At 50.0% G+C, this 2419-nt stretch carries 3 protein-coding genes; all 3 read left to right on the top strand.

Annotated features, from left to right (window positions below):
• Positions 1-422: 422 nt before the first annotated feature.
• Genes mnmA through HN413_00135 form a run of 3 tightly spaced genes read left to right on the top strand, consistent with a single transcriptional unit; the run spans position 423 to position 2304 of the window.
• Positions 423-1493 carry a tRNA 2-thiouridine(34) synthase MnmA gene (gene mnmA, locus HN413_00125; GenBank protein ID MBT3388793.1) on the top strand — a complete coding sequence of 357 codons (1071 nt, stop codon included), beginning with the start codon at positions 423-425 and terminating at the stop codon, positions 1491-1493.
• A gap of 33 nt (positions 1494-1526) precedes the next feature.
• On the top strand, positions 1527-1982 hold the full coding sequence (locus HN413_00130) for a hypothetical protein (GenBank protein ID MBT3388794.1): 456 nt from the start codon (positions 1527-1529) through the stop codon (positions 1980-1982).
• Positions 1983-2031: 49 nt separating this feature from the next.
• On the top strand, positions 2032-2304 hold the full coding sequence (locus tag HN413_00135) for a hypothetical protein (GenBank protein ID MBT3388795.1): 273 nt from the start codon (positions 2032-2034) through the stop codon (positions 2302-2304).
• Positions 2305-2419 lie beyond the last annotated feature (115 nt).

The following is a 2419-nucleotide window of genomic DNA, read 5'->3' on the forward strand; positions in this document are numbered from 1 at the left end:
AATGAGCAGTTTTTACCCGAGTAATCGTTAAAATCCACATCTGAATAAAAAGTGTTCATTGGTGAAAAATTGGAAAGAAATTGAAAATTAAAAACCTATCCTATTCATCCCATTTATCTGTGGTAATTATCCAATGACTCCAAATTGTCTTGCTCAATCGCGTTATTATCCAAAACTTGATACCTGTTTTTTTTTATCAATTTCGCTAGCCCCCGCATCCAAATCCGCAATCTAAAACCACCTCCAAAATGCAAAATTAAAAAGAGACTAAACCACAGATGAATAAGATGAATTCAGATAAAATTATTAGAGTTGCATACCGCAAGATTTTCAATTGTAATTTGCGATTAGACACAAGAATTCAACAATTGGAAATCTAATCTAGTTTCCTATGTGTCTCAATTATCTGTGGTAATAACATTATGAACTCAAATCCAAAAGTTGTCGTAGCCATGTCCGGCGGTGTGGATAGCTCGGTGGCGGCGGCCTTGTTGAAGGAGCAAGGGTACGAGGTCATCGGGATGATGATGCGCCTGTGGAGCGAGCCCGGCAGCGAAGCTGAAAACCGCTGTTGCACCATCGACGCCATGAATCTGGCCCGGCGCATCGCCGCCCAGTTGGAAATCCCTTTCTATGCCATTGACGCCAAAGACGTCTTCCGCTCGACAGTCGTTGAATATTTCATAGACGGGTATAACCAGGGTATCACACCCAACCCCTGCCTGGTCTGCAATCGCCGTATCCGTTGGGAATTTTTGCTCAAGCGGGCGCTGGCCCTGGGGGCCGATTTTATGGCCACTGGGCATTACGCGCGGCTACAGACCGCAGACAGCGGCAAAATTCAGTTGCTCAAAGCGGTCGACCAATACAAAGACCAATCCTACGTGTTGCATATCCTCAACCAGAAACAACTTTCTCATGCCATGTTCCCGCTTGGGGAATATACCAAGCCCCAAGTACGCGACCTGGCCCGAAAATACAACCTGCCGGTCGCCGATCGCTCCGACAGCCAGGACCTGTGTTTCTTGGGAGAAAGTTCCTACCAGGAATTCCTGCAGCGCAATATCCCCACCATCGTCAACCCTGGCTCGATTGTGAACACCAACGGCCAGGAAATCGGGCAGCACAATGGGCTGGCATTCTATACCATCGGGCAGCGGCGCGGGCTGGGCATCGCCTCCCCCCATCCGCTCTATGTGATCGAAAAGAATGCGCAACACAACACTTTGGTCGTGGGCCCCTTAGATGAATTAGGATGCGACGAATTGACCGCCAAAGATGTCAACTGGATTGCAGAAGCCGCGCCCACACAGCCCTTCGAGGCAGAGATCAAAATCCGCTATCAAGCTCGCTTCGAAACAGGATGGGTGACCCCGCTGCCAGAACAAAAACTTCACATCAAATTCAATGCACCTCTCCGAGATATCACGCCCGGCCAAGCCGCGGTAATGTACAAAGACAACATATGCCTGGGCGGCGGCATCATCACCTGATCGCCAACATTCACAGCCATAGAGAAAAAACCAATGGAAACCAAAGACATGCACCGCAAATTCGCCGTCGACTGCTTCAACCAGACCTGGGATCTGCTCGACAAACCAGACCGCAGCAAAGAAGAAGATTTGCAGATGATCCGCACAGCACACACTTCACGTTACCATTGGGGCCAGATCGGTGAAGCGGTCAATTTCGCCCGCGGCGACTGGCAAATTGCCCGCGTATACGCCGTTCTGGGCTTTGGCGTGATGTCTTATAAATATGCCAAGAGCTGCCTGGAACTTTGCGAGAATGAAAATCTTGACTATTTCGATCTGGCTTTTGCCTACGAGGCGCTGGCGCGTGCCTGTTTCGTTTCAGGTGATGTCGCCAAAACAGGCGGCTATATCCGCCTCGCCACAGACGCTGGTGAAGGCATCCAAAAAGAAGACGATAAAGACTACTTCTTCCAGGAATTAAAATCCATCCCTGGTTACGAAGACTAAGTGCTGTGCCACTTGCACACTTGCCACTTCCTAATGATATACTAACCTCATGACCTACCCTGGCCTGATCCTTGGAATTCTTATCTCCAGCATTTTCGGCACCCTCTTGCACCTGATCCGCGGCGGCGGCGCGGGGCACATGCTCCTTTACCTGACCATGGCCTGGATCGGATTCTGGGGTGGGCATGCTCTGGGTGTCCGCTGGGAACTGGAATTTTTCAGCATGGGTCCCCTGCACCTGGGAACCGCCCTCCTGGGGTGTTTCATCGGGTTGGGCTTTGGCTATTGGCTGGGATTGGTTGAAATCAGCGATATCGAATAATCATTCATTGAAGGAAGGAAAATGTACCGGATCGAATCATTTCTCTCTGCGCGTCTCTTTTTGGTCCCTGAACTTGTCGGGGATCGCATCTACTTCGCCAGCAACCTGAGCGGAC

It is taken from the genome of Chloroflexota bacterium (genome assembly GCA_018648225.1).
Lineage (GTDB): Bacteria > Chloroflexota > Anaerolineae > Anaerolineales > UBA11858 > NIOZ-UU35.